Source organism: Burkholderia ubonensis subsp. mesacidophila (assembly GCF_002097715.1).
GTDB lineage: Bacteria > Pseudomonadota > Gammaproteobacteria > Burkholderiales > Burkholderiaceae > Burkholderia > Burkholderia mesacidophila.
Map to the genome: position 1 here is coordinate 589826 of NZ_CP020737.1, position 23307 is coordinate 613132.

21 protein-coding genes are annotated in these 23307 nt (G+C 68.2%); 14 read left to right on the plus strand and 7 right to left on the minus strand.

The features are described from left to right. Nucleotides 1–9 precede the first annotated feature (9 nt). From murD to lpxC, 10 genes are all read left to right on the plus strand, one after another. Nucleotides 10–1521 (plus strand): UDP-N-acetylmuramoyl-L-alanine--D-glutamate ligase, encoded by a 1512-nt coding sequence (gene murD / locus B7P44_RS02810; protein ID WP_084900423.1) that lies wholly within the window; start codon nt 10–12, stop codon nt 1519–1521. Further along, nucleotides 1518–2801, plus strand: a complete 1284-nt coding sequence (gene ftsW, locus B7P44_RS02815) for a putative lipid II flippase FtsW (RefSeq protein WP_084900426.1) — start codon at nt 1518–1520, stop codon at nt 2799–2801. The genes murD and ftsW overlap by 4 nt, the downstream gene beginning before the upstream one ends. Before the next feature lie 121 nt (nt 2802–2922). Then, the gene (gene murG, locus B7P44_RS02820; protein ID WP_084900429.1) at nt 2923–4026 is read left to right on the plus strand and encodes an undecaprenyldiphospho-muramoylpentapeptide beta-N-acetylglucosaminyltransferase; all 1104 of its coding nucleotides are present in this window, start codon (nt 2923–2925) and stop codon (nt 4024–4026) included. A 79-nt stretch (nt 4027–4105) separates the two neighbouring features. After that, nucleotides 4106–5503, plus strand: coding sequence for a UDP-N-acetylmuramate--L-alanine ligase (gene murC / locus B7P44_RS02825; protein WP_084900433.1), 1398 nt, complete (start codon nt 4106–4108; stop codon nt 5501–5503). Nucleotide 5504: 1 nt separating this feature from the next. Then, the gene (locus tag B7P44_RS02830; RefSeq protein WP_084900435.1) at nt 5505–6446 is read left to right on the plus strand and encodes a D-alanine--D-alanine ligase; all 942 of its coding nucleotides are present in this window, start codon (nt 5505–5507) and stop codon (nt 6444–6446) included. 20 nt (nt 6447–6466) lie between these two features. Next, nucleotides 6467–7219: a cell division protein FtsQ/DivIB gene (locus B7P44_RS02835; protein ID WP_084900438.1), complete on the plus strand. Its 753-nt coding sequence runs from the start codon at nt 6467–6469 to the stop codon at nt 7217–7219. Between the two features lie 26 nt (nt 7220–7245). Beyond that, nucleotides 7246–8478 (plus strand): cell division protein FtsA, encoded by a 1233-nt coding sequence (gene ftsA / locus B7P44_RS02840; protein WP_010091242.1) that lies wholly within the window; start codon nt 7246–7248, stop codon nt 8476–8478. Between the two features lie 112 nt (nt 8479–8590). Further along, complete coding sequence (ftsZ, locus tag B7P44_RS02850) at nt 8591–9790, plus strand: cell division protein FtsZ (protein WP_084900441.1); 1200 nt, start codon at nt 8591–8593, stop codon at nt 9788–9790. A gap of 185 nt (nt 9791–9975) precedes the next feature. Continuing rightward, nucleotides 9976–10482: a peroxiredoxin gene (locus B7P44_RS02855; protein ID WP_084900445.1), complete on the plus strand. Its 507-nt coding sequence runs from the start codon at nt 9976–9978 to the stop codon at nt 10480–10482. A gap of 240 nt (nt 10483–10722) precedes the next feature. Next, the gene (gene lpxC / locus B7P44_RS02860; RefSeq protein WP_084900448.1) at nt 10723–11640 is read left to right on the plus strand and encodes a UDP-3-O-acyl-N-acetylglucosamine deacetylase; all 918 of its coding nucleotides are present in this window, start codon (nt 10723–10725) and stop codon (nt 11638–11640) included. A gap of 80 nt (nt 11641–11720) precedes the next feature. On the opposite strand, the gene B7P44_RS02865 is transcribed toward lpxC, so the two are convergent. Further along, entirely contained in the window at nt 11721–12200 is a 480-nt protein-coding gene (locus tag B7P44_RS02865; protein ID WP_084900451.1) for a DciA family protein, read from the minus strand. A 258-nt stretch (nt 12201–12458) separates the two neighbouring features. On the opposite strand from B7P44_RS02865, the gene secA reads away from it, so the two are divergent. The 4 genes from secA (at nt 12459) to B7P44_RS02885 (ending at nt 17972) form a co-directional block, all read left to right on the plus strand. Next, nucleotides 12459–15257: a preprotein translocase subunit SecA gene (gene secA / locus B7P44_RS02870; RefSeq protein WP_084900454.1), complete on the plus strand. Its 2799-nt coding sequence runs from the start codon at nt 12459–12461 to the stop codon at nt 15255–15257. 144 nt (nt 15258–15401) lie between these two features. Next, the gene (gene argJ / locus B7P44_RS02875) at nt 15402–16643 is read left to right on the plus strand and encodes a bifunctional glutamate N-acetyltransferase/amino-acid acetyltransferase ArgJ (protein ID WP_084900456.1); all 1242 of its coding nucleotides are present in this window, start codon (nt 15402–15404) and stop codon (nt 16641–16643) included. Nucleotides 16644–16662: 19 nt separating this feature from the next. Continuing rightward, the gene (locus B7P44_RS02880) at nt 16663–17532 is read left to right on the plus strand and encodes an ATP-binding protein (protein ID WP_084900459.1); all 870 of its coding nucleotides are present in this window, start codon (nt 16663–16665) and stop codon (nt 17530–17532) included. Beyond that, nucleotides 17529–17972 (plus strand): NUDIX domain-containing protein, encoded by a 444-nt coding sequence (locus tag B7P44_RS02885; RefSeq protein ID WP_084900462.1) that lies wholly within the window; start codon nt 17529–17531, stop codon nt 17970–17972. Before B7P44_RS02880 ends, B7P44_RS02885 begins: the two co-directional genes overlap by 4 nt. A gap of 62 nt (nt 17973–18034) precedes the next feature. Here B7P44_RS02885 and B7P44_RS02890 read toward each other — a convergent pair whose 3' ends face one another. The 6 genes from B7P44_RS02890 to B7P44_RS02915 form a co-directional block, all read right to left on the minus strand. Then, nucleotides 18035–18235 carry a DNA gyrase inhibitor YacG gene (locus tag B7P44_RS02890; RefSeq protein WP_084900465.1) on the minus strand — a complete coding sequence of 67 codons (201 nt, stop codon included), beginning with the start codon at nt 18233–18235 and terminating at the stop codon, nt 18035–18037. A 28-nt stretch (nt 18236–18263) separates the two neighbouring features. After that, the gene (zapD, locus tag B7P44_RS02895) at nt 18264–19019 is read right to left on the minus strand and encodes a cell division protein ZapD (RefSeq protein ID WP_084900467.1); all 756 of its coding nucleotides are present in this window, start codon (nt 19017–19019) and stop codon (nt 18264–18266) included. A 121-nt stretch (nt 19020–19140) separates the two neighbouring features. Then, complete coding sequence (gene coaE, locus B7P44_RS02900) at nt 19141–19749, minus strand: dephospho-CoA kinase (RefSeq protein WP_084900470.1); 609 nt, start codon at nt 19747–19749, stop codon at nt 19141–19143. Nucleotides 19750–19833: 84 nt separating this feature from the next. Then, nucleotides 19834–20742, minus strand: coding sequence for a prepilin peptidase (locus tag B7P44_RS02905; RefSeq protein WP_084900471.1), 909 nt, complete (start codon nt 20740–20742; stop codon nt 19834–19836). A 45-nt stretch (nt 20743–20787) separates the two neighbouring features. Then, complete coding sequence (locus tag B7P44_RS02910; protein ID WP_084900472.1) at nt 20788–21999, minus strand: type II secretion system F family protein; 1212 nt, start codon at nt 21997–21999, stop codon at nt 20788–20790. Beyond that, a complete protein-coding gene (locus B7P44_RS02915) occupies nt 21996–23255 on the minus strand; it encodes a GspE/PulE family protein (RefSeq protein WP_084900473.1) in 1260 nt (419 codons plus the stop codon). Before B7P44_RS02915 ends, B7P44_RS02910 begins: the two co-directional genes overlap by 4 nt. Nucleotides 23256–23307: the final 52 nt, after the last annotated feature.

Genomic DNA, 23307 nt, shown 5'->3' on the forward strand with positions numbered 1-23307 from the left:
TCTGGCGAGATGTTTGGAGATCGGCAGCGGCCGATGGTGCTCGTGCTGGGGCTCGGGGAATCGGGTCTCGCGATCGCGCGGTGGTGCGCGAGGCACGGGTGCCGCCTGCGCATTGCCGATACCCGCGACGCGCCGCCGAACCTTGCCGCGCTGCAGGCAGAAGGCATCGACGCGGAATTCGTCGGCGGGCCGTTCACGCCGGCGCTGCTCGACGGCGGCGTCGAGATCGTCGGGCTGAGCCCCGGCCTGTCGCCGCTCGAGCCGGCGCTCGCGGCGCTGATCGCGGCGGCGAACGAGCGCGGCGTCGCGGTGTGGGGCGAACTGGAATTCTTCGCGCAGGCGCTGCGCGCGCTCGGTGCGAGCGGTTATCAGCCGAAGGTGCTGGCGATTACGGGCACCAACGGCAAGACCACGACGACCAGCCTGACCGGCCTGTTGTGCGAACGGGCGGGCAAGAAGGTCGGCATTGCGGGCAACATCAGCCCGGCGATGCTCGACCGGCTTGCCGACGCGATCGACGCCACCGCGCTGCCGGACGTCTGGGTGCTGGAGCTGTCGAGCTTCCAGCTTGAGACCGCGCGCACGTTCGCGCCGGACGCGGCTGCAATCCTCAACATCACGCAGGACCACCTCGACTGGCACGGCAGCTTCGACGCGTACGCGGCCGCAAAGGGCCGGATCTTCGGCGCGACGACGACGCGCGTGCTGAACCGCGACGATGCGGCCGTGATGAAGTTCGCGCCGGCCGCGGGCGCGGCCGATGCGCCGCGCACGGTCACGTTCGGCCTGAACGAGCCGGTGCATGAAGGCGATTACGGCCTGTCGCGCGACAACGGGATCGTGTGGCTCGTCGAGGCGATCGATCGTGACGCGACCGACGAGCCGGCGACGGGCCGCCGCCGCAAGCGCGACGCCGTCCATACGCCGGATATCGCGCAGAAGCGCCTGATGCCGGCCGACGCGCTGCGCATCCGCGGCCTGCACAACGCGGCGAACGCGCTTGCCGCGTTCGCGCTTGCGCGCGCGATCGACCTGCCGGCCGCGCCGCTGCTGCACGGGCTGCGCGAATACCGCGGCGAGACGCATCGCGTCGAGCTGGTCACGACGCTCGACGACGTCGATTACGTCGACGACAGCAAGGGCACGAACGTCGGCGCGACGGTTGCCGCGCTCGACGGGCTCGCGCAGCGGATCGTGCTGATCGCCGGCGGCGACGGCAAGGGCCAGGATTTCTCGCCGCTCGCGGCGCCTGTCGCGCGCTGGTGCCGCGCGGTGATGCTGATCGGCCGCGACGCGCCGGCGATCCGCGACGTGCTGGCCGAAACCGGCGTGCCGCTCGTCGATCACGCGACGCTCGAGGAGGCGGTGCGCGCGGCGAGCGCGCTCGCGGAGCCGGGCGACGCCGTGCTGCTGTCACCCGCGTGCGCCAGCTTCGACATGTTCAAGAGCTACGCCCATCGCGCGGATGTGTTCCGCCGCGCGGTGGAAGATCTCGCCCTCGATCAAGGAGCGACGCCATGAGCTGGTCCGATCGCCTCGTCTCCCGTTTCAACGAGCGGCGCGATGCCGGCGGCAATGCGGCCGGCGGCCGCGTCGCGTCGGCCACGCGGGCCGCGACGGGCGGCCTCGCGAGCGTCGTCAACGGCGTGCGGCCGAGCCGTTCGCGGATGCTCGATTTCGACTACTCGCTGCTGTGGGTCGCGGTCGCGCTGCTCGGGCTCGGCGTCGTGATGGTGTATTCGGCGTCGATCGCGATGCCGGATTCGCCGAAATACGCGTCGTATCACGATTACGCGTTCCTGCTGCGCCACTGCGTGTCGCTCGTCGTCGCGTTCATCGCGGCGGTGATCGCGTTCCGCGTGCCGGTGTCGACGTGGGACAAGTACGCGCCGCATCTCTTCCTGATCGCGCTCGTCGGCCTCGTGATCGTGCTGATCCCGCACGTCGGCAAGGGTGTGAACGGCGCGCGCCGCTGGATTCCGCTCGGCATCACGAACATGCAGCCGTCGGAAATCATGAAGCTCGCGGTGACGATCTACGCCGCGAACTACACGGTGCGCAAGCAGGAATACATGCAGAGCTTCGCGAAGGGCTTCCTGCCGATGGCGTTCGCGGTCGGCTTGGTCGGCGCGCTGCTGCTGCTCGAGCCGGACATGGGCGCGTTCATGGTGGTCGCCGCGATCGCGATGGGCGTGCTGTTCCTCGGTGGCGTGAACGGCAAGCTGTTCGGCGGCCTCGTCGCGACGGCGGTCGGCACTTTCACGATGCTCGTCTGGCTGTCGCCGTGGCGGCGCGAGCGGATCTTCGCGTATCTCGACCCGTGGGACGAGCGCTACGCGCAGGGCAAGGCGTACCAGCTCACGCACTCGCTGATTGCGTTCGGCCGCGGCGAATGGTTCGGCGTCGGCCTCGGCGGCAGCGTCGAGAAGCTGAACTACCTGCCCGAGGCGCATACCGACTTCATCCTCGCGGTGATCGGCGAGGAGCTCGGCTTCGTCGGCGTGATGGTCGTGATCCTGCTGTTCTACTGGATCGTGCGCCGTGCGTTCGAGATCGGCCGCCAGGCGCTCGCGCTCGACCGCACGTTCGCGGGGCTGACCGCGAAGGGCATCGGCATCTGGTTCGGCGCGCAGGCGTTCATCAACATGGGCGTGAACCTCGGCCTGCTGCCGACCAAGGGTCTGACGTTGCCGCTCGTGAGCTACGGCGGTTCGGGCATCCTGCTCAACTGCGTCGCGCTCGCGGTGCTGCTGCGGGTCGACTATGAAAATCGCGTACTGATGCGGGGAGGGAAGGTATGACCTCCCCGCGTCAGTACGCGATTTCGGCGAAGGCTAACTTCGTGCGCGAAGCGTGCGAAGTTAAGCGAAGCGGCCGTAGCCAAAATGTTCGTTCATTCTTGCTGATGCGCGGAGGGAAGGTATGAGCGCGACGCATCGCACGCTGATGGTGATGGCAGGCGGCACCGGGGGCCACGTGTTCCCGGGGCTCGCGGTCGCGCACCGGATGGAAGCGGCGGGCTGGCGCGTCGTGTGGCTCGGCAATCCGGCCGGGATGGAGGCGACGCTCGTGCCGAAGCACGGCATCCCGATGGAATACGTGCGGTTCGGCGGCGTGCGCGGCAAGGGTCTGAAGACCAAGCTGTCGCTGCCGTTCAACCTGCTGCGCGCGTGCTGGCAGAGCCTCGGCGCGCTGCGCCGGGTCAAGCCCGACGTCGTGCTCGGGATGGGCGGCTACATCACGTTCCCGGCGGGCGTGATGACCGCGCTGTCCGGCCGCCCGCTCGTGCTGCACGAACAGAATTCGATCGCCGGCCTCGCGAACAAGGTGCTCGCGAAGCTTGCGAAACGCGTGCTCGTCGCGTTTCCGGACGCGCTGCCGCACGCCGAATGGACCGGCAACCCGATCCGCGTGGAACTTGCGCGCACGGAACCGCCCAAAGCACGCTATGCGGCGCGCAGCGGCCCGCTGAACGTGCTGGTCGTCGGCGGCAGCCTCGGCGCCGCCGCGCTGAACGAAGTGGTGCCGCGCGCGCTGGCGATGCTGGCGCCGGGCGAGCGTCCGCGCATCGTGCATCAGGCGGGCGCGAAGCACATCGACGCGCTGAAAGCGAACTACGAGGCCGCCGGCCTCGTGTGCGGCAGCGACGTGCAGCTCGTGCCGTTCATCGACGACATGGCGGCCGCGTACGCGGCTGCGGATCTGGTGATCTGCCGGTCGGGCGCGATGACGGTATCGGAGATCGCGGCGGTCGGGGTGGCGGCGCTGTTCGTGCCGTTCCCGTATGCCGTCGACGATCACCAGACGACCAATGCCGCGTTCCTCGCCGAGGCGGGCGCAGCGGTGCTGGTGCAACAACGCGACCTGTCGGCCGACCTGCTCGCCGACTGGCTGCGCAGCCAGTCGCGGGCGTCGCTCGCGGACATGGCGGAGCGTTCGCGCTCGCTGGCGAAGCCGGATGCCACCGATGAAGTCGCGCGGGTTTGCGCGACGGTGGCCGGCGCGAACCTGGAAGGACATAAATGAAACAACCCCCACGCTCACTTCGTTCGCTGCCCCCCGAGGGGGCGGTCAGCCTCCTTGGGGCGGCCCGGCGGAGGCTGACATGAAACACATCGTCAAACACATTCATTTCGTCGGGATCGGCGGCGCCGGCATGAGCGGCATCGCGGAAGTGCTCGTCAATCTCGGCTACCAGGTCAGCGGCTCGGACCTGTCGCGCAACGCGGTGACCGACCGTCTCGAGGCGCTCGGCGCGCGGATCGCGATCGGCCACGACGCGGCGAACATCGAGGGCGCGAACGCGGTCGTCGTGTCGACCGCCGTGCGCTCGGACAACCCGGAAGTGCTGGCCGCGCGCCACAAGCGCGTGCCGATCGTGCAGCGCGCGGTGATGCTCGCCGAGCTGATGCGCCTGAAGCAGGGCATCGCGATCGCGGGCACGCACGGCAAGACTACGACGACGAGCCTCGTCGCGAGCGTGCTCGCGGCAGGCGGCCTCGATCCGACCTTCGTGATCGGCGGACGCCTGATCAGCGCCGGCGCGAACGCGCGGCTCGGCACGGGCGACTTCATCGTCGCCGAGGCCGACGAGTCGGACGCGTCGTTCCTGAACCTGTACCCGGTCATCGAAGTCATCACGAACATCGATGCCGACCACATGGACACCTACGGCCACGATTTCGCGCGGCTCAAGCAGGCGTTCATCGAATTCACGCAGCGCCTGCCGTTCTACGGCAGCGCGGTCGTGTGCGTCGACGACCCGAACGTGCGCCAGATCATCCCGTTCATCTCGAAGCCGGTGGTGCGCTACGGGCTGTCGCCGGACGCGCAGGTGCGCGCGGAAGACATCGACGCGCGCGACGGCAGGATGCACTTCACGGTGATCCGCGAAGGGCGCGAGCCGCTGCCGGTCGTGCTGAACCTGCCGGGCCTGCACAACGTGCAGAACGCGCTCGCGGCGATCGCGATCGCGACGGATCTCGGCGTGTCGGACGACGCGATCCAGCAGGCGCTCGCGGAATTCAACGGCGTCGGCCGGCGATTCCAGCGCTACGGCGAGGTGCCGACGACGGACGGCGGCAGCTACACGCTGGTCGACGACTACGGCCATCACCCGGTCGAAATGGCGGCGACGATCGCGGCCGCGCGCGGCGCGTTCCCGGGCCGCCGCCTGGTGCTCGCGTTCCAGCCGCACCGCTATACGCGCACGCGCGACTGCTTCGACGATTTCGTCAACGTGCTGTCGACGGTCGATGCGCTGGTACTGACGGAAGTCTACGCGGCCGGCGAGGCAGCGATCACGACCGCCAACGGCGACGCACTGTCGCGCGCGCTGCGCGCGGCGGGGAACGTGGAACCGGTGTTCGTTGCGACGGTCGACGACGTGCCGGGCGCATTGACGAAGGTCGCGCAGAACGGCGACGTGGTGATCACGATGGGCGCGGGCTCGATCGGCGGCGTGCCGGCGAAGCTCGTGCAACACACTCAACAGAAGGCATGACATGAGCGGGATTGATCCGAAACGTTTCGGCAAGGTGGCGGTGTTGCTCGGCGGCGTGTCCGCGGAGCGCGAGGTGTCGCTCAACTCGGGCCGGCTTGTGCTGCAGGGCCTGCGCGACGCGGGCATCGACGCGCATCCGTTCGACCCGGCCGAGCGCCCGCTGGCGGCGCTGAAGGACGAAGGGTTCGTGCGTGCGTTCAACGCGCTGCACGGCGGCTATGGCGAGAACGGCCAGATCCAGGGCGCGCTCGACTTCTACGGGATCCGCTACACGGGCAGCGGCGTGCTCGGCTCGGCGCTCGGCCTCGACAAGTTCCGCACGAAGCTGGTGTGGCAGCAGACGGGCGTGCCGACGCCGCCGTTCGAGACGGTGCTGCGCGGCGACGACCTCGCGGCGCGCGCGACGGAGATCGTCGCGAAGCTCGGCCTGCCGCTGTTCGTGAAGCCGGCGAGCGAAGGCTCGAGCGTCGCGGTGCTGAAGGTGAAGACGGCCGACGCGTTGCCGGCTGCGCTCGACGAGGCCGCGAAGCACGACCCGATCGTGATCGTCGAGAAGAGCATCGAGGGCGGCGGCGAATACACCGCGTGCATCGCCGGCGATCTCGACCTGCCGGTGATCAAGATCGTGCCGGCCGGCGAGTTCTACGACTATCACGCGAAGTACATCGCCGACGACACGCAATACCTGATTCCGTGCGGGCTGCCCACCGACAAGGAAGCGGAGCTGAAGCGCGTCGCGCGCCGCGCGTTCGACGTGCTGGGCTGCACCGACTGGGGCCGCGCGGACTTCATGCTCGACGCCGACGGCAACGCGTACTTCCTGGAAGTGAACACCGCGCCGGGCATGACCGACCACTCGCTGCCGCCGAAGGCGGCGCGCGCGGTCGGCATCGGCTATTCGGAGCTGGTGGTGAAGGTGCTGTCGCTTACGCTCAACGACTGAAGCAGGAACGGAAAGACGTCATGTGGAACAACGTTCGCCAACTCAACCTTGCCGCCAGCGCGCTGTACGCGCTGCTGCTGCTCGTGTTGGCGGCGGCCGGCTGCTACTGGCTGATCCAGCGTCCGGCGTTCGCGCTGCGCGCGATCCAGATCGACGGCGACACCGACCACATCAACGCGCCCATCGTGCGCGCGGGCGTGGTCGGGCGGCTGAAGGGCAATTTCTTCACCGTCGATCTCGATACGGCGCGGGTCGCGTTCGAGCAGATGCCGTGGGTGCGCCACGCGAGCGTGCGCCGGGTGTGGCCGAATGCGCTGGCTGTCACGCTCGAGGAGTACAAACCGCTCGGGACCTGGGGCAGCGACCAGCTGGTGAGCGTCGACGGCGAGCTGTTCACCGCGAACCAGGGCGAACTCGACGAGGCGCTGCCCGCGTTCGACGGGCCGGAAGGCAGCGCGAAGGAAGTCGTCGTGCGGTATCACGACTTCGCGAAGTGGTTCGCGCCGCTCAACGCGACGCCGGAAGAAGTCACGCTGTCGGCGCGCTACGCGTGGACGGTGAAGCTGTCGAACGGGATGCAGGTGGAGCTGGGCAAGGAGCGCAACGGCGACACCCTGCACGACCGGAGCCAGCGTCTCGTCGCCGCGTGGCCGGCCGTCACGCAACGCTGGGGCAACGACATCGAGTACGCGGACCTGCGCTATCCGAACGGATTCGCGATTCGCGCGGCGGGCATGCGGTTCCTGACCGATACCGACAAGCGCAAGAAGTAACGAGAGATCACACGCAAGAGCACTCTATGAGCAAAGACTACAAGGATCTGCTGGTTTCCCTCGACATCGGTACGTCGAAGGTGGTGGCCGTCGTCGCGGAGCTGAAGGGCGAAGGTCACTACGAGGTGATCGGTCTCGGCCAGAGCGAATCGAAAGGTCTGAAGAAGGGCGTGGTGGTGAACATCGAGGCCACCGTGCAGTCGATTCAGCGCGCGCTCGAGGAAGCGGAGCTGATGGCCGACTGCAAGATCACCAACGTGTTCACGGGGATCGCCGGCAGCCACATCCGCAGCTTCAATTCGAGCGGGATGGTCGCGATCAAGGACAAGGAAGTCACGCAGACGGACGTCGCGCGCGTGATCGAGACCGCGAAGGCGATCAACATCCCGACCGACCAGCAGGTGCTGCACATCCTCACGCAGGAATTCATCATCGACGGGCAGGAAGACGTGCGCGAGCCGATCGGCATGAGCGGCATCCGCCTCGAGGTGAAGGTGCACATCGTGACGGGCGCGGTGAGCGCCGCGCAGAACATCGTCAAGTGCGTGCGCCGCTGTGGGCTGGAAGTGAACGACCTGATCCTGCAGCCGCTCGCGTCGTCGCTCGCGGTGCTGACCGAGGACGAGAAGGATCTCGGCGTGGTGCTCGTCGATGTCGGCGGCGGCACGACCGACATCGCGATCTTCGCGGAAGGCGCGATCCGCCACACCGCGGTGATTCCGATCGCCGGCGACCAGATCACGAGCGACATCGCGATGGCGCTGCGCACGCCGACGCCGGACGCGGAAGACATCAAGGTCAGCTACGGGATCGCGAAGCAGGCGCTCGCCGATCCGGACGAGATGGTCGAAGTGCCGGGCCTCGGCGAACGCGGCCCGCGCACGCTGTCGCGCCAGGCGCTCGCCGCGGTGATCGAGCCGCGCGTCGAGGAGCTGTTCTCGCTCGTGCAGCAGGTCGTGCGCGAGTCGGGTTACGAAGAACTGCTGAGCTCCGGCGTGGTCATTACCGGCGGCGCGGCGATGATGCCGGGGATGGTCGAACTCGGCGAAGACATTTTCCTGAAACCGGTGCGCATCGGCGCGCCGGAATACGCGGGCGGCCTGGCCGACGTCGTGCGCAATCCGCGCTATTCGACGGCGATGGGCCTCCTCGTGGAAGGCAGCGCTCAGCGCATGCGCGGCCGCAAGGTCGCGGTGCAGTCCGGCAACGCGGGGCAGATCTTCTCGCGGATGAAGGAATGGTTCCTGAGCAACTTCTGACGAACCGAATCGAAATTCGCGCCGGTGCCGGCGGCCGGCGCGCGACAGGGGGTTGCCCGATCTCCTGCCGAATAACGGCCGAGCAGCAGTAACTTTCTTGACGGAGGCAACAATGGATTTTGAAATGCTGGAAACCGAAACCAACGGCACCATCATCAAGGTGGTGGGCGTTGGCGGCGCTGGCGGCAATGCCGTGCAGCACATGATCAACCGCGGTGTGCAGGGCGTCGACTTCATCGTGATGAACACCGACGCGCAGGCGCTGTCGCGTTCGCGCGCGCCGTCCGTGATCCAGCTTGGCAACACCGGCCTCGGCGCCGGCGCGAAGCCGGAAATGGGCCGTGCGGCAGCCGAAGAGGCGCGTGAGCGCATCGCCGACGGCCTGCGCGGCGCGCACATGGTGTTCATCACCGCCGGCATGGGCGGCGGCACCGGCACGGGCGCGGCGCCGGTCGTCGCGCAGATCGCGAAGGAGATGGGCATCCTGACGGTCGGCGTCGTCAGCAAGCCGTTCGAGTTCGAAGGCGGCAAGCGGATGCGCGTCGCGGAAGCGGGCTCGCAGCAGCTGGAGGATCACGTCGACTCACTGATCGTCGTGCTGAACGACAAGCTGTTCGACGTGATGGGCGACGACGCCGAGATGGACAAGTGCTTCCAGTGCGCGGACGACGTGTTGAACAACGCGGTTGCAGGCATCGCGGAAATCATCAACGTCGATGGCCTGGTGAACGTCGACTTCGAAGACGTGAAGACGGTGATGGGCGAGCAGGGCAAGGCGATGATGGGCACGGCGACGGTCGCCGGCGTCGATCGCGCGCGCCTCGCGGCGGAACAGGCCGTGGCGAGCCCGCTGCTGGAAGGCGTCGACCTGTCGGGCGCGCGCGGCGTGCTGGTCAACATCACGTCGAGCCGTTCGCTGCGCCTGTCGGAAACGCGCGAAGTGATGAACACGATCAAGAGCTACGCGGCGGAAGATGCGACGGTGATCTTCGGTGCGGTGTACGACGACGCGATGGGCGATGCGCTGCGCGTGACGGTCGTCGCGACGGGCCTCGGCCGCGCGGCGAAGAAGCAGCAGTCGGCGCCGATGACGCTGTTGCGCACCGGCACGGACAACCAGCCGGTCAACGCGGTGTCGCACAACAGCTACGCCCCGGCGCATCATGTCAGCACGGCCGACTACGGCGCGCTCGACACGCCGGCCGTGTGGCGCAATTCGCGCGAAACCGCGGCATCGCACGTGCAGGCGCTGCAGGAGAAGGGAGTCGATACGTACGACATCCCGGCTTTCCTGCGCAAGCAGGCTGACTGAGGCACACGGGCGAAGCCGCGGCGGTGCCGCCGCGGTGAAGCCGGCGTGACGGATGCTACGGACCGCGACAGGCCGCGTCGAATGCGACGCCGGGCCGGGAGACGTGCCCTCTTCGCTTCGGCGAGGCGGGATGGGCCGTGCTGTCCGTGTCACGCGAAAAACCGTATCGCTATGAGGGACCAGGCATGATTCAAGTGGGCGACGCGCTGCCCGACGCGCAACTGTTCGAGTTCATCGACGACGCGCGGGACGGGTGTACGCTGGGGCCGAACGCCCGCAGCGTGCGCGAGCAGACGGCGGGCAAGCGGGTGGTGATCTTCGGATTGCCCGGCGCTTTCACGCCGACCTGCTCGGCGCAGCATGTGCCGGGCTATGTCGAGCACGCCGAGCAGTTGCGCGCGGCGGGCATCGACGAGATCTGGTGCGTGTCCGTCAACGACGCATTCGTGATGGGCGCTTGGGGACGTGATCTGCACACCGCGGGCAAGGTGCGCATGATGGCGGACGGCAGCGCGGCTTTCACTCATGCGCTGGGGCTGACGCAGGATTTGTCCGCGCGCGGCATGGGGATTCGCTCCCTGCGCTACGCGATGGTGGTCGACGACGGTGTGGTCAAGACGCTGGCCGTCGAAGCGCCGGGCAAGTTCGAAGTGAGCGATGCGGCGAGTGTGCTGGCGACGTTGAAGTCCTGATTGCGCGATGCGCCGTTGCCTGCAGGCAACATTGCGTATCGGCCGCAGGGCGGTTGTAACACGGGCCGATGACCGGGAACGCCTCCGTTCCGGGCATCGGCCCGTCCCGTATCGGCAGGGGTAAACAGCGGAAACAGATTGATACGCAGTTTCAAACGACGCTGAATAGGGAATTACGCTATAATGTCATCTATCGAATATAACGCCTGATTGAAATCTTCAATCACGACGAAGAACACCATGCTGAAGCAGCGCACCATCAAATCCATCGTCAAGACCGTGGGGATCGGTGTCCACTCGGGCCGCAAGATCGAGCTGACGCTCCGTCCCGCTGCGCCGGGCACGGGCATCGTCTTCTCGCGCGTCGACCTGCCCACGCCCGTCGACATTCCCGCGTCGGCGATGTCGATCGGCGACACGCGGCTCGCGTCGGTGCTGCAGAAGGATGGCGTGCGCGTGTCGACGGTCGAGCACCTGATGTCCGCGTGCGCGGGCCTCGGCATCGACAACCTGTACGTCGACGTGACGGCCGAGGAAATCCCGATCATGGACGGCAGCGCGGCGACCTTCGTGTTCCTGATCCAGTCCGCCGGCATCGAGGAGCAGAACGCGCCGAAGCGTTTCATCAAGGTCAAGAAGACGGTCGAAATCCGCGACGGCGACAAGTTCGCGCGTCTCGATCCGTATTTCGGCTTCAAGCTGAAGTTCTCGATCGATTTCCGCCACCCGGCCGTCGACAAGACGGGCCAGGAACTCGAGGTCGATTTCGCGAATACGTCGTACGTGCGCGACATCGCGCGTGCGCGCACGTTCGGTTTCGCGCACGAGGCTGAGATGCTGCGCGAGATCGGCCTGGCGCGCGGCGGCAGCATGGACAATGCGATCGTGCTCGACGAGTACCGCATCCTGAACAACGACGGGCTGCGCTACGACGACGAATTCGTGAAGCACAAGATGCTCGACGCGATCGGCGACCTGTACGTGGTCGGCCATCCGCTGCTGGCGTCCTACACCGCGTACAAGTCGGGGCACGGGCTCAACAACGCGCTGCTGCGCGAGCTGCTCGCGCACGAGGACGCATACGAGATCGTGACGTTCGACGATCCGCAGTCCGCGCCGAGCGGCTTCGGGTTCGATGCGCAGACGGCGTTCGCCTGAGCGGGCGCGCTCCGTGCGCAGATGAAAAAGCGGCCCACGGGCCGCTTTTTTCGTTGATGCGGGTCGAGCGGCGCGCGTGGTCAGCGCGGCGTCTTCGCCCCATGCCGCGCCGCCATCCGGGCGAGCGCCGCCTGCAGCGGCGACGGCTCGAGGTGATCGGCCAGCTCGCGCAATGCTGCGGCGCCGACGGACGTCATCCGCGCCTGCTTCACGTGCGGCGGCTCCGGCGCGTCCTTCGGACGCACGCGCACGCGCAGCGTGCTCACCGGCCAGCCGCGCTTTTGCAGATCCGCGAGCAGCCGCGGCTCGACCTGCCGCAGCCGCGCGGCCAGCGCGTTGTGCGCGGCAAACAGGGTCAGGACACCATCCTTCACGAATCCCGGCTCGACGTGGCTGGCGAGATAGTCGGGCAGCAGCGCGGCGAGATCGCGCTGCAGCGACGCGATCTGCTCGACGCCGGCACGCAGCGCCGCGAACGCGTCGGTGCGGCCGAGCACCTCGGACACGGGTTGCGGGCGATATGGGCCGAGCGGGCGGAAACGCTTGGAAAATCGGTTCATCGAGGCTTTCTTCGGGGAGGCGGCAACGCGCGGTGGTTGACGCCGATTGTACCCGCGGCGGCCGGCGCGCGGCCGGATTTGCGGCGGTGTCGCCCGTCTGCATGGCGAGCCTGCCGTCCGGCCGAGTCACGGGCGCATGCGCCCCCGCGTGCTAAAATTCCCTGTTTGAATCCACTATTACGCTAAGCCGCCGAGGCTCGGGCGTCGGGGCGCGCAACACGCGCCGGGCGCCGGTGCTGCGACGCAGGATCCGATCCGATGACAACCGGTTTTCTCCAGAAAATTTTTGGCAGCCGCAACCAGCGGCTCGTCAAGCAATATCAAAAGACCGTCGCGGCGATCAATGCGCTCGAAACGCAGATCGAGAAGCTGACGGACGACCAGTTGCGCGGCAAGACGGACGAATTCCGCCAGCGGCATGCGGCCGGCGAGTCGCTCGACAAGCTGCTGCCGGAGGCGTTCGCGGTCTGCCGCGAGGCGAGCCGCCGGGTGCTGAAGATGCGCCACTTCGACGTGCAGCTGATCGGCGGGATGGTGCTCCACTACGGCAAGATCGCCGAAATGCGCACCGGCGAGGGCAAGACGCTCGTGGCGACGCTGCCGGTGTACCTGAACGCGCTGTCGGGCCGCGGCGTGCACGTCGTGACGGTCAACGACTACCTCGCGCAGCGTGACGCCGAGTGGATGGCGCGCCTCTACAACTTCCTCGGGCTGTCGGTCGGCATCAACCTGTCCGGCATGGAGCACGAGCAGAAGCAGCAGGCGTACGCGTCCGACATCACGTACGGCACGAACAACGAGTTCGGCTTCGACTACCTGCGCGACAACATGGTCTACGAGACCGACGCGCGCGTGCAGCGCGCGCTGAACTTCGCGGTGGTCGACGAAGTCGACTCGATCCTGATCGACGAAGCGCGCACGCCGCTGATCATCTCCGGCCAGGCCGAGGATCACACCGAGCTGTACGTGCGGATGAACGCGCTGCCGCCGCTGCTCGAGCGCCAGATCGGCGAGGAGAAGGCCGACGGCACCGGCGTCGAGAAGCCGGGCGACTACACGCTCGACGAGAAGGGGCGCCAGGTGTTCCTGACGGAATCGGGCCACGAGAAGGCCGAGCGCCTGCTCGGAGAGTGGGGCCTGATCGGCGACGGCGAGAGCCTGTACGCGCCGCAGAACATCACGCTGATGCACCACGTGTATGCGGCGCTGCGCGCGCACACGCTGTTCCACAAGGACCAGCACTACGTCGTGCAGAACGGCGAAGTGATCATCGTCGACGAATTCACGGGCCGCCTGATGGCGGGCCGCCGCTGGTCCGACGGCCTGCACCAGGCGGTCGAGGCGAAGGAGCACGTGAAGATCCAGAGCGAGAACCAGACGCTCGCATCGATCACGTTCCAGAACTATTTCCGCATGTACGCGAAGCTGTCGGGCATGACCGGTACCGCGGACACCGAAGCGTACGAATTCAACGAGATCTACGGTCTCGAGACGGTCGTGATCCCGACCAACCGTCCGCCGAAGCGGATCGACAAGCAGGATCAGATCTACAAGACGGCCAAGGAGCGCTACGACGCGGTGATCCGCGACATCCGCGAATGCTTCGAGCGCAGCCAGCCGGTGCTGGTCGGCACGACGTCGATCGAGAACTCCGAGCTGCTGTCGCACCTGCTGAAGCAGGCCGGGCTGCCGCACGAGGTGCTGAACGCGAAGCAGCACGCGCGCGAAGCGGCGATCGTCGCGGAAGCGGGCCGCCCGCAGCGCATCACGATCGCGACCAATATGGCGGGCCGCGGCACCGACATCGTGCTCGGCGGCAACGCGGAGAAGCAGGCCGCGTTCATCGAGGCCGACGAGGCGATCCCGGCGGACGAGAAGGCGCGCCGCATCCAGCAGCTGCACGACGAATGGGAAACGCTGCACGAGCAGGTGAAGGCCGCGGGCGGCCTGCACATCATCGGCACCGAGCGTCACGAGTCGCGCCGGATCGACAACCAGCTGCGCGGCCGTGCGGGCCGTCAGGGCGATCCGGGCTCGTCGCGCTTCTACCTGTCGCTCGACGATCCGCTGCTGCGCATCTTCGCCGGCGACCGCGTGCGCGCGATCATGGACCGCCTGAAGATGCCGGAAGGCGAGGCGATCGAGGCCGGCATCGTCACGCGGTCGATCGAATCCGCGCAGCGCAAGGTCGAGGCGCGCAACTTCGACATCCGCAAGCAGCTGCTCGAATACGACGACGTGTCGAACGACCAGCGCAAGGTCATCTACCAGCAGCGCAACGAACTGCTCGAAGCGCATGACATCACCGAGACGATCGGTGCGATGCGTCACGGCGTGATCAGCGACGTCGTCCGCCAGTTCGTACCGGCCGGCAGCATCGAGGAGCAGTGGGACGTCCCCGAGCTCGAGGAAGCACTGCGCAACGACTGGCAGCTCGATCTCGCGATCCAGGAAATGGTGAACGAGTCGTCGTCGATCTCGGCGGACGAGATTCTCGAGGCGGTGACGACCGCGGCCGACGAGCAATACGAGTCGAAGGTCGCGCTGGTCGGCCGCGAATCGTTCAGCGCGTTCGAGCGCTCGGTGATGCTGCAGTCGGTCGACCGCCTGTGGCGCGAGCACCTCGCGGCGCTCGACCACCTGCGCCAGGGTATCCACCTGCGCGGCTACGCGCAGAAGAACCCGAAGCAGGAATACAAGCGCGAGGCGTTCGAGCTGTTCGCCGCGATGCTCGACGCGATCAAGCAGGAAGTCACGCGGATCGTGATGAACGTGCAGATCCAGTCGCCGGAACAGCTCGAGGAAGCGGCCGAGCAGATCGAGGAGCGCACTGGGCATCTCGAGAACGTCGAGTACCAGCATGCCGAGTTCGCCGAGGCGGGCGCACCGGTGGCCGGCGGTGCGGCAGTGGCCGCCGCGACGGCCGCCGAGGAGATGGTCGGCAGCGCGATGAGCCATAGCGGCCCCGGCGGCGAGCTGCCGAAGGTCGGCCGCAACGATCCGTGCCCGTGCGGCAGCGGCAAGAAGTACAAGCATTGTCACGGCAAGCTGTCGTGATCGAAGGCGGCGCGCGATGAGCGCGCCGCGTCGTTTGCAGCGTTGATTTGTGGTGAGAGTTGCGGCGGTCCGCGCGTGCGGCCGCCGGTTCGTTCAATCGATGCCGGCGCGCGCCGGCATTTTCCCTTCCGGCAGGTGTTCCACATGGCTGTCAATTTCCCGTCGATCGATCCCGCCCAACTGCATCCCGTCGCCGGCGTCACGCTGGGCTGGGCGGAGGCGAACATTCGCAAGCCGAACCGCAAGGACGTGCTGGTCATTTCCGTCGACGACGGCGCGACGGTCGCCGGCGTGTTCACCGAGAACCGCTTCTGCGCCGCACCCGTGATCGTCTGCCGCGAACATCTGGCGAAGGTGCGCGCGGGCGGCGCGGGCATTCGCGCGCTCGTCGTCAACACCGGCAACGCGAACGCGGGCACCGGCGAGCCGGGCCTCGCGCACGCGCGCGAGACCTGCGCGGAGCTCGCACGCCTCGCAGGCATCGAGCCGGCCCAGGTGCTGCCGTTCTCGACGGGCGTGATCCTCGAGCCGCTGCCGATCGACCGCCTGAAGGCCGGCCTGCCCGCCGCGCTCGCGAACCGCCAGGCCGCGCACTGGTTCGACGCCGCGCAAGCGATCATGACCACCGACACGCTGCCGAAGGCGACGTCGCGCCAAGTGACGATCGACGGTCACACGGTCACGCTGTCGGGCATCAGCAAGGGCGCGGGCATGATCAAGCCGAACATGGCGACGATGCTCGGCTTCCTCGCGTTCGACGCGACGGTTGCGCAGCCGGTGCTCGACGCACTCGTGAAGGAGGTCGCGGACCGCTCGTTCAACTGCATCACGATCGACGGCGACACGTCGACGAACGACTCGTTCATCCTGATCGCGTCCGGCAAGAGCACGCTGCCGGCGATCACGTCGACCGACTCGCCCGCCTACGCGGCGCTGCGCGACGCGGTCACCGAGGTGGCGCAGGTGCTGTCGCAGCTGATCGTGCGCGACGGTGAGGGCGCGACGAAATTCATGACGGTGCAGGTCGAAGGCGGCCGGAACGTCGCCGAATGCCGTCAGATCGCCTATGCGATCGGCCATTCGCCGCTCGTGAAGACGGCGTTCTACGCATCGGACCCGAACCTCGGCCGCATTCTCGCGGCGATCGGCTATGCGGGCGTCGCCGATCTCGACGTCGGCAAGATCGACCTGTATCTCGACGACGTGCTGGTGGCGAAGGCGGGCGGCCGCAATCCGGCGTACCAGGAAGAGGACGGCCAGCGCGTGATGAAGCAGAGCGAGATCACGATCCGCGTGCTGCTCGGGCGTGGCGACGCGCAGGCGACGATCTGGACGTGCGACCTGTCGCACGATTACGTGAGCATCAACGCGGACTACCGCTCCTGATCGGGAGCGCAGCAACATCATGGACAAGCTCGAACAGTTCCTGGCGCGCGCGGAAACGCTGCTCGGCCGGCTCGAGGCGATGCTGCCGCCCGCGCCGGCGGCGGTCGACTGGAACGCCGCGCACGCGTTTCGCTGGCGCAAGCGCCAGGGGCGCGGCTACCTGCAACCGGTGCCCGCGGTGTCGTCGATCACCCTCGCCGACCTGCACAACATCGATCGCCAGAAAGGGCTGATCGAGCAGAACACGCGGCAATTCGTGCAGAAGAAGCCGGCGAACAACGTGCTGCTGACCGGCGCGCGCGGCACCGGCAAGTCGTCGCTGATCAAGGCGTGCCTGAACGCCCATGCGAACGACGGGCTGCGCCTGATCGAAGTCGACAAGGACGACCTGCACGATCTCGGCGACATCGTCGACCTGATCGCGCAGCGTCCCGAGCGCTTCATCGTGTTCTGCGACGACCTGTCGTTCGAGGACGGCGAGTCGGGCTACAAGGCGCTGAAGGTTGCGCTCGACGGCTCGATCGCCGCGCAGTCGGACAACGTGCTGATCTACGCGACGTCGAACCGCCGCCATCTGCTGCCCGAGTACATGAGCGACAACGAGACGTACAAGCACCTGCCCGACGGCGAGATCCATCCCGGCGAAGTCGTCGAGGAGAAGATCTCGCTGTCCGAGCGCTTCGGCCTGTGGGTCAGCTTCTATCCGTTCAAGCAGGACGACTACCTCGGCATCGTCGCGCACTGGCTGCGCCACTTCGGCTGCGGCGACGCCGAGATCGAGCAGGCGCGCGGCGACGCGCTCGTATGGGCGCTTGAGCGCGGTTCGCGCTCGGGACGCGTCGCGTGGCAGTTCGCGCGCGACTGGTCGGGTCGCAAGGAGCAGGCATGAGCGCGGATCTCGCACAAGGCGCAGTGCGCGCGCCCGATGGCCGGAAGGTGACCGAGGTTGCGGTCGGCATCATGGTGCAGCCGGACGGTCGATACCTGCTCGCGCAGCGCCTGCAGGGCAAGCCGTACGAAGGCTACTGGGAGTTTCCGGGCGGCAAGCTGGAGGCGGGGGAAAGCGTCGAGGACGCGCTCGCGCGCGAACTGCACGAGGAGCTCGGGATCGACGTCACCGCTTGCCACCGCTGGCATACGCTCGAGCACGACTACCCGCATGCGTACGTGCGGCTCTATTTCTGCAAGGTGACGGGCTGGACCGGCGAGCCGCACAGCAAGGAAGGGCAGGCGTTCGTCTGGCAGCATCTGCCGGTCGACGTCGCACCGCTGTTGCCCGCGGCGCTGCCGGTGCTCGAACTGCTCGCGAAGGACGAAGCGCAACGCTGAGGCCGGGCGGCTCGCCGGGAGGCGGGCCGCAGCGCGCGGGGCACATGGCGCCGTGCGAAGGTTCAGCTCGGGCGGCGCTCGTCCGTGCCGTCTTCTTCCTCGGACAGCGGCGAATCGTCCGAACCACCGATCCGATATTTTTCCGCGGCCCATGCGCCGAGATCGAGCTGCTTGCAGCGGGCGGAACAGAAGGGACGGAAGCGATTTTCAGGCGTCCAGCGCACGTCGGCGCCGCAGGACGGGCATTTCACAACAGTAGTCATACGAAAGCGTCGATCCGGCACACGGCCGTTACAGATTGCACAGGGTCAGGTGGAACGGCACGTCGATGTCCACGGCACGCGGCCGCACGTCGCCGTCCTGCGTGGTGAACCGCACCCACAGCATGTACTTGTTCGCGCTGGCTTCCGGAATCACGCGCAGCTCCGGCGCCACGCGCACCTGCATCAGTTGATAACTGCGACCGGACAGCATCTGCTGATAGCTGCCCTGCATCGCCATCACCTTCGATGCCTGGCCCGATTCGCGCGCGAGGCGCAGCACGATCGCCACCGCGTCGCGCAGCGGCAGGAGCGGCAGGATCCACTTGGCGATGTCCTGGCGCCTCTGCTCGGCGGGCCACTGCTGCCACGCGTAGTACGACGGAAGATCGAATTTGCAGGTTCCGCCGGGAATCACCGCGCGGCTGCGGATGCTCGCGAGCCACTCGTTGTCGACCAGATGCTGGCCCGTCTTGCCCTGCATCTGAGCAAGGTTCGCGAGCGTCTGCTCGATTTCGCCGAGCACGGCTTCGAGCGCGTTCTGTTCGATACCCGGATTGCCGCGAAAGGGCGCGAGCGTCTGACGCTGACGTTCGAGTTCCTTCATCAGATCCGATTTCAGGTCCGCGCGGCCCGTGACTTCGGCGATCTCGAACAGCGTCGTCAGCGCGACGTGATGTTCCCGCGCGTCCTCCTGAGCCACAAAAAACGCGAAGCGCTCGAACAGGTCTTCGAGGCGCAACAACGTGCGAATTCGCTCATTGAACGGATACTCGTAAAGAATCAAGCGCGCTCGCCTCTCGCGTAGGGAAGGAATAAAACAATGCAGGACATTCTAATGCTCACTCTCTACCCTAGCAACGCGCCAATTTCGTGCGCCATCGCGGCGCGTCGCACACACACGGTGCCTACTTTGCGGCGGCCGCACAGGCGAGGTAGCGCTGGTGCAGCGCATCGACCTGCGCGGCGAGCGCATCGGGCGTCGTCGCATCGTTGACGATGACGTCGTCGGCGGCCGCGAGACGGGCGTCGCGCGGTGCCTGCCGTGCAATGATCGCCTCGACCTGTTCGCGCGTGAATCCGTTGCGGCGCATCACGCGCGCGATCTGGGTCTCCACCTTGCAATCGACGACAAGCACGCGATCGACGCGCGACTTCCAGTTGCCGGATTCGACGAGCAGCGGCACGGCGAACATCACATACGCGCCCTGCGCGTCCAGGCCTTCGCGGTCGGTCTCCGCCCGGATCAGCGGATGCGTGATCGACTCGAGGCGCCGTCGCGCGGCGTCGTCGCTGAAGATCAGCGCGCGCATCTTCGCGCGGTCGAGCGAGCCGTCCGCCGCGACGAAGTCCGGGCCGAACGCCTGCTCGATCGCGGGCATCGCGAGCCCGCCCGGCGCGGTGATGCGATGGGCAATCAGGTCGGTGTCGACGATCGACGCGCCGCGGGCCGCGAACAGGTCGGCGACGGTGGTCTTGCCGCTGCCGATTCCGCCGGTGAGTCCTACTGCAAACATGTCAGTCTCCGCCGGGCCGCCCCGAGGAGGCTGACCGCCTCCTTGGGGGACAGCGAACCAAGTGATCGAGGGAGGCGTTTCATTTCAGCCTCCTAGCGCCGAATAGAAAGGGGTGCCAAAAAACAGCGTCGCGGCGCCGCCGGCCGCGAGAAACGGGCCGAACGGAATCGGCTCCTCGAAGCGCATGCGGCCGCGCCACGTCGCAACGAGCCCGACGATCGCGCCCGTCACCGCCGCGAACAGCACGACCTGCGGCAACGCGGCCCAGCCCATCCATGCGCCGAGCGCGGCGAGCAGCTTCAGGTCGCCGAAGCCGATGCCCTCGATGCCGCGCAGCCACCTGAACAGCCAGTAGATCGACCACAGGAACAGGTAGCCGGCCATCGCGCCGATGACGGCCGCGCGCAGCGACGCGAACGTGCCGCCGAGGTTCAGTGCGAGCCCGGCCCAGAGCAGCGGCAGCGTCATCGAATCGGGCAGGTAGCCGGTCTGGATGTCGATCGCGCTCATCGCGAGCAGCGCGGCGCACAGGCCGAATGCGGCGAGCGCGGCCATCGTGGGGCCGAACGCCGCGAGCGAGCCGGCGGCGAGCAGCGCGCCCGCGAGTTCGATCAGCGGGTAGCGCGCGCCGATCGCGTGGCTGCACTGCCGGCAGCGCCCGCGTTGCAGCAGGTAGCTGACGAGCGGGATGTTCTCCCACACGCGCAGTACGTGGCCGCAATGCGGACAGGCGCTGCGCGGATGCCACAGATCGTAGCGCGGCGGATAGCCGTCGTCGGATTCCGCGGTCGCGCCGGTGGCCTCAGCGATCTCAGTCTGCCACGCGCGTTTCATCATCACGGGCAGCCGGTGGATGACTACGTTCAGGAAGCTGCCGACGCACAGGCCGAGCACGACGGCGAATGCGTACTGCGCGGCGGGCGGCAGCAGCGCCAGCGCGGACAGCGTGGTCGCAGGCGAATCGGAGGCGGCGTACAAGGGTTCAGGCGTCATGTGGCAGAGCGGTCGGACAAATCGGCGACAGATTCGGTAGCGATGCTACACCACGTTGCCGAGCTGAAGGATGGGCAGATACATCGCGACGACGAGGCTGCCGACCAGCGCGCCCAGCACGATCACGATCAGCGGTTCGCCGAGCGCGGCGAGCGTATCGAGATGCGCGTCGAGCTGGCGTTCGCACAGTGCGGCGATATCGGCGAGCATCGTGTCGAGCGCGCCGGTTTCTTCGGCGACGGCAATCGGCTGGACGACGTCATCGGGAAAGCAGCCGGCCGCATGCATCGCGTCGGCGAGCCGTGCGCCGTGCAGCACGCGCGCCGCGATGCGCGCGGTGGCCTGCTCGAATACCGGATGGCCGGCGGTGCGCTCGAGCGTCGCGAAGGCGTCCGCGAGCGGCACGCCGGCACCGAGCAGCGTGGCCAGCGACCGGCACCATCGTGCGGCCGCGAAGCGGCCCAGCATCGGGCCGACGAGCGGCGCGCGCAGCAGGTGCCGGGATAGCGAGAGGCGCAGCGCGGGCGAACGCCGGATCGCTTGCCGCGCGGCCAGGCCGGCGACCGTGCAGCCGGCAAGCAGCGGCGCGCCCCATGCAGCAGTCGCGGATGCGAGCGCGAGCAGCATGCGTGTCGGCGCCGGCAACGCGGCGCCGAAACCGTCGAAGATCTGACGGAAGGTCGGCACGACCCACAGCATCAGCGCGATCGTGATCGCGAGCGCGAACAGGATCACCGCCACCGGGTAGGCGAGCGCGGCGCGCAGCTTGCGCCACTGCGCGTCCGCGCGTTCGCGGTGATCCGCGACGCGCGCCAGCACCGGGCCGAGTGCGCCGGACGTCTCGCCGATCTCGATCAGCTGGCGATACAGCGAGCCGAATTGCGACGGGTAGCGGCCGAGCGCGGCGGCAAACCGCCGGCCGCCGACGATTTCCCGTGCGAGGCCGGCCGCGACGCGCGGCATGCCGTCGGGCCCGCGGGTGCGCGCGAGCATCTCGAGCGCCGGTGCGAGCGGCAGGCCTGCCTGCAGCAGGCTGGCGAGCTGGCGCGTGAAGCGCGTGACCTCCCGTGCGCGTGCCGTCGGCGGCCGGGCCGCGCCGCGCGGATCGAGCGACAGTACGACGATGCCGGCGCGCGCGAGCGTCGCGCGTGCGCCGGCGGGGTCGAACGCGACCACGGTGCCGCGGCGCGGTGCGCCGTCGGGGCGGCGGCCGCGCCACGCGAAGCGGGTCTCTCGCGGCGGCGTTTGCGCGTTCATGCGTCGTGTGTGGCGGCGAGCGCTTCCGCGAGACTCGTCGTGCCGTCCCGCACGCGCGCGAGCGCGGCATCGCGCAGGTTGCATACGCCTTCGCTCGCCGCAAGGCGGGCGAGTGCGCCGACGCTCGCGCGCGCGACGATGTGTTCCGCAATCCCGGGCGATACCGGCATCGTCTGGTGGAGGCCGACGCGGCCGCGGTAGCCGATGCCATGACAGGCGGGACATCCGCGCGCGACGAACGGCCGCCACCCGGACGCGAGCGCCGACGGGTCGCAGCCGGCTTCGCGCAGCAAGCGCGGCGGCGCGTCGGACGGCGAGCGGCAGGCCGCGCATAGACGGCGCACGAGCCGCTGCGCGGTGACGAGGCGCAGCGCAGCCGCCAGGTTGTATGGCGCGACGCCTATGTCGAGCAGCCGCGTGATCGCGGCCGGCGCGTCGTTGGTATGCAGCGTCGACAGCACGAGGTGCCCGGTTTGCGCGGCCTTGATCGCGACGTCGGCCGTCTCCGCGTCGCGGATCTCGCCGACCATGATGACGTCCGGGTCCTGCCGCAGCAGTGCGCGCAGCGCGGTCGCGAAGGTCAGCCCGGCCTTCTCCGCGACGCCGACCTGATTGATGCCGTCGAGCTGGATCTCGGCAGGATCCTCGACCGTGCAGACGTTGTGTGCGTCGCGATCGAGCATCTGCAGCGCGCAGTAGAGGGACAGCGTCTTGCCGCTGCCCGTCGGCCCGGTGACGAGCACGAGGCCGTGCGGCGCGCGTATCGCCGCCTCCATCGCGCGCGCCTGCTGCGCGTCGAAGCCCAGGCGCGCGAGCGTGAGATCGGGCGGCAGCGTTTCGAGCCGGCGCAGCACGAGCTTTTCGCCGAACAGCGTGGGCAGCGAGCTGACCCGGTAGTCGCCGCGCCGGCCGCCGGCGAGCGCGAGGCGCAGCCGGCCGTCCTGCGGGATGCGGCGTTCCGCGATGTCCATGCGCGCGAGCACCTTGATCCGCGTGACGAACGCATCACGCAGGTGAACCGGCGGCCGCGCGTGTTCGTGCAGCACGCCGTCGACGCGCAGGCGGATCCGCCAGCCCGTTTCGAACGGCTCGACATGGACGTCGGAGGCTTCACGGGCGCACGCGGCGTGCAGCGTGTCCGTCAGCAGCCGCACGGCTGGCGCGTCGTCGAGCTGGGCCGCGTCGAGCGGGCGGGAGTCGGATGAAGGCGCGGGGCCGGGAGCGGCGGGTATCCCGCCGGAAGGGGTGAGCAGCATGCATGCCGGCGCATCGGCCGCCTGGTTACCGTGACCATTGCATGGTCGCGCG